The following is a 4,194-nucleotide window of genomic DNA, read 5'->3' on the forward strand; positions in this document are numbered from 1 at the left end:
ACTCGTACAGGTCGACGGCCTGCCGACGGAACTCATCGGAGTAGTTCTTACGGGCCATGGTTCTTGATTCTCGCTCTCTCCCGCACGTTGCGGGATTCAGCGTGTCCAAGAACCAGGGTCAGGGCCCATCCCCGTCAGGACTATGCCCGCCCACCCGGGCGCGCTCAGTCAGGGGCACCCACCTGCGAAACGCCGACATGGCGGCACCAACCCGCGAACATCAGTCTGACGGCCAGGCCACCACACAGGGCCCGGCGCGTGGCTATCTCGCCCGTCCACCACCGGCCCACCCGTGAGCCCCCCTCGGCAAGACAACCCCACAGCGTTAACCAGGGTCCCACCTGTCCGCGCCACCACAGGATTCTGGACGCGCACCCACGGCCTCAAGGGTCGCTACGCGATCGCTCCGCGACGGCCTACGGCCGCCCTTGACCCCGCACGCCCGCGCCCAGAACCAGGGCGACTACGCGGAATCCCCCTACTTGACAGAGCCGTTCCACATCAGTCCGTAGATGGACATCAGCAGCGGCGCGAGCCGGTCGGGGTGTACCGGCTGGATGATCACTGTCACCCTCGAGTCTCGGTCCGTGCTCATGACGACTCCTTGGACTGCCGCCCACCCTCCGTCCCTCATCGGCACCCGCGCCGTTGACGAGCCGCCAACTTTGCCGCGCACGGCGTCGCGCAGCGCTGCTGTGGCGGCGGTGAGAACACAGGTTGGCACCCCGTCCTGGCGCCCGTTGTCGTCGGGCAGGCGTGAGAACCACTCAGCCGCCGTCAGGCTCTGCGACTCCACCTCGCCGTCGAGCGTCAGAACGACCAGGCCCGGAGCCTCCGGCTGCTCCGGCTCGGTGGCCTCACCAACCAGCAGGCCGCGACGGACCCCCTCGGAGATCAGCGACGCCGCAGCCGCCATGAAGCTGATCTCAGGGTTCGAGAACATCGGGTCGCCCCGCGCGCGATTGAGGCGCGTGATCCCCCAACTCTCGCCCGTGCTGGTTCGCAGCGCGACCAGCAGCTCTTGGGCCATCCCGTTGGGCGCCATCACCACGAGGTAGATCCGACTCCGTTCCGGCTGGCCGTCGGTGGCTTCATGCAGTGTCAGCACGCCCCGCCGGTTGTGCACGACGTCGGCGATCTCGAGGAAGTCGTCCGCAAGTTCCCATCGCATGTAGTCACCCGGGTCGACATCACAGCCTTCACCGTAAATGCACGTGACGAGCTCCGACTCCGGGTCGAGCGTGAACCAGAAGGGGCTGTCAATCGTCTCGGTCCCGTTGGGGACCAGCCTGTTCACGATCGGGTTTATCTCGTTGAGGTAACCGGCGCGTCGAGGCCGGCGCACGACAACCGGCGGATCCGTGCCAGCGCCATCTGCTCGGCGTAGCGCCCCGCGGCTCTGACCCTGACATGTGGCACGCCCCCGCGCGCCTCCCTGCTCGATACCAGGATCGTGGCATGGCGGACCGGTTGTCGACGGCGTTGGCTTGCAGCCATCATCCCGATGACGAAGGAACGGGGTCCGTGATGACACGAGATGAGATGTCCACGGTGGGACAGGAACTGGCACGCCGCTACGTGGACACCTTCAACGACCGCGACTTGGATGCGTGGATGGCGCTCTTCGTCGAGGACGCCGTGGTCTACGACCCGTTCGTTCCTGAGCCCTCGAGGGGCCGGAATGCCATCAGGAACGTCGAGATGGCAGTTCTGCGCGCGTTCCCAGACATGCGCTGGCGGCTGCTGCGACCAGCTGTCGGGGGCGGTGGCCGAGTCGCCGTCGAGATCGCAGTGAGTGCGGTGAACGACGGTCCACTACACATGCCCGCAGGTGCTCTCCCCGCTACGAGGCGGCCAATCTCCTTCGAGACCGGCACCTTCTGGCTGCTGGCGTCCGACGGGCTGATCACGGAGGAGCGGTCATACTTCGACGCCACCGGGGTCGCGACCCAGCTCGGAATAGGGCCCTGAGGGCAAGTGCGCCCGGGCCGCTTCCCTCCGCCGCGCGCCGGGATCCGTCACACGTACGCCCGGAGGGCGCCCCGATACATCGCTACGAGCCCGGGCCGCGGCTTGAAACCTGAGTTGGCTCAATCGCTTAGTGCGTGAGTTTCGGCCCGTCGATCGCGTCGAGGATGGCCTGTTTGTCGTCGGGGATGGCGGGGGCGAAGGTCTGCGTGGCGGCATTGATCGCGATGGTCGCCGAGCGCAGCGGCCGGAGCTGGCGGATCACGTTGCGGATCGCTAGCCCGGTGCGGGCCTGGATCTCGCGGGAGACGGCCAGGGCGGCGAAGACGATGGTCAGGTGGGCCTCGATGGCGTCGCGGGTGCGGTGGAACATCGGCCGGGCCCGCAGGTCGGTCTTGCTCATCCGGAAGGACTGCTCGACGTTCCACAGGTCGTGGTAGCTGCTGATGACCTCTGCGGCGGGCATCAAGGAGGCGGGGATGTTGCTGACGTAGCCCTTGAGCCCGACCAGGCGCCGGGCCCGGGCCAGAGCGGTCTCGTCCAGGGTGCGGGCGTCGCCGCTGGTCTTGACGAAGCGGGGGGTGCGGGCGGCCTTCTCCCCGGCGACGACCGCGCGGGCCTTGTTCTCCTGCAGGGTCAGCGTCTTCGCGTCCCGGGCAGCACGTTTGGCCGAGTAGGCCCAGACCGCCCGCCACGACCCCGGGTGCTGCTCGGGGTCCCAGACCGGTTCGGCCCGCACCGCGTCGTTGTCTTCGTTGCGGCGGCCGGTCCTGGGCGTGATGGTGTCGATGCGCTGACCGTCGGTGAACGCGTCGCCGTGCCAGCGGAAGTGCGAGGCCAGGTCCATCGGCGCCTTGGTCACCCTGGAGCCGACGATGAAGCGCAGGTTCGCCTCGTCCAACGCGCGCAGGTTCTCGGCGGAGAGCATGCCGGCGTCAGCGACGACGACCATGTCCTCGATGCCGTGGCGGGCCTGGAACTGCTTCACGATCGGGATGATCGTGGTCTGCTCGGCGGTGTTGCCCTCCCAGCAGCCGATCTCGAGGGGGAAGCCGCGGCGGTCGACGAGCAGGCCGACGACGATCTGGGGGTCGACGCGGCGTTCCTTGGAGTAGCCGACCTTGCGCAGGTCGTCCTCCTTCTCGGCCTCGAAGTACAACGTCGTCACGTCGTACAAACAGAGGGAGACATCGCCGCTGGTCACGGCGTGCTGGAAGCAGGCCGTGGCGATCTGCTCGCGGTAGCTGCCGGCCGCGGCCCGGGCCAGGGTGCGTTTCATCGTCGCGTAGCTGGCCGGGGCCCGGCCCAGGTCCTGCAGCACCCGTCCTGTGTCGAGCAGCGATGTGGGCTCCACGACCCGAGCGATGACCAGGTCCCGGAACACCTCGTCGCCGACGGCGTCGAAACCCAGTGCGGTGAACACCGCGGCGAGGGCCTCGAACAGGACGCGGCTGTCGGTGGAGACGACTCGGCCGGGAGCGTCCCGGCCCTGGTCCGGCCCCGGCTGCGGCGGGTCGAACAACCCGGGCGCGCGGGCCGGCCGGGTCAGCGGTGCCACCGGCGGAGCCGGCTCCACGTCGAGATCGAGCACCCCCTGGGCCGGGTCCTTCAGCAGCTCACGGGCGCGCTCCAGCAACACCCCGAGCTCGGCCTCGGTATGCGCGGAACCGACATGGGTGACGATCCGCTGCCGCCCGTCGGCGTACTCCGCGATCTGAACCGCCGTCGCGCCCGAGGCCGTGCGAACCCGCCTGATGAACGCCACCCGGCGAGAATAGGCCACCCGTTAGTGCGTGAAAACGCACTAACACCAGCGCATCACCGCAGGTCAGAGCCGTGCCGGGCTCCGAACCGTCCACCCGTGAGCCAACTCAGGAGGGCGCCCCGATACATCGCTACGAGCCCGGGCCGCGGCTTGAAACGACCGGGTCCGAGAAGAAAACGATGCGCACGCGGTCGCCCATGCCCACAGGAGCCGGACGCTGTTCGCGTTCGCCGTCTACGCCGGAACCGGTAGCGCACGGGTGGACGCCGGAACCAGAAGGGGTTGTCGCGGGAATGCAGGAATGGCCCCCACCGGTGGTGGGGGCCATTCCTTTAATGGGTGTTCGGCGGTGTCCTACTCTCCCACACAGTCTCCCGTGCAGTACCATCGGCGCTGAGGGGCTTAGCTTCCGGGTTCGGAATGGGACCGGGCGTTTCCCCCTCGCTATGACCGCCGTAACT

Annotated in this window: 3 protein-coding genes and 1 rRNA gene; 1 reads left to right on the forward strand and 3 read right to left on the reverse strand. The window is 68.3% G+C overall.

Going from position 1 to position 4,194, the window contains the following annotated elements; all coding sequences use genetic code 11:
- Window positions 1–478: 478 nt before the first annotated feature.
- On the reverse strand, window positions 479–1,297 hold the full coding sequence (locus KZX45_RS19690) for a hypothetical protein (protein ID WP_248259457.1): 819 nt from the start codon (window positions 1,295–1,297) through the stop codon (window positions 479–481).
- A gap of 230 nt (window positions 1,298–1,527) precedes the next feature.
- Here KZX45_RS19690 and KZX45_RS19695 point away from each other — a divergent pair, with 230 nt between their 5' ends.
- Window positions 1,528–1,971, forward strand: a complete 444-nt coding sequence (locus tag KZX45_RS19695) for an ester cyclase (protein ID WP_248259458.1) — start codon at window positions 1,528–1,530, stop codon at window positions 1,969–1,971.
- Window positions 1,972–2,098: 127 nt separating this feature from the next.
- Here the strand turns inward: KZX45_RS19695 and KZX45_RS19700 are convergent, their stop codons facing one another.
- Together KZX45_RS19700 and rrf are read right to left on the reverse strand one after the other, a co-directional pair.
- Window positions 2,099–3,733 (reverse strand): IS1634 family transposase, encoded by a 1,635-nt coding sequence (locus KZX45_RS19700; protein ID WP_248259459.1) that lies wholly within the window; start codon window positions 3,731–3,733, stop codon window positions 2,099–2,101.
- A gap of 341 nt (window positions 3,734–4,074) precedes the next feature.
- Window positions 4,075–4,191 (reverse strand): 5S ribosomal RNA (gene rrf / locus KZX45_RS19705).
- Window positions 4,192–4,194 lie beyond the last annotated feature (3 nt).

It is taken from the genome of Georgenia sp. EYE_87 (assembly GCF_023148685.1).
In the GTDB taxonomy this organism is placed as follows: domain Bacteria; phylum Actinomycetota; class Actinomycetes; order Actinomycetales; family Actinomycetaceae; genus Georgenia.

What these genes read in the sequence shown, in the direction of transcription:
- KZX45_RS19695 (WP_248259458.1), top strand. Translation starts at nt 1,528, where the DNA reads ATGACACGAGATGAGATGTCCACGGTGGGACAGGAACTGGCACGCCGC.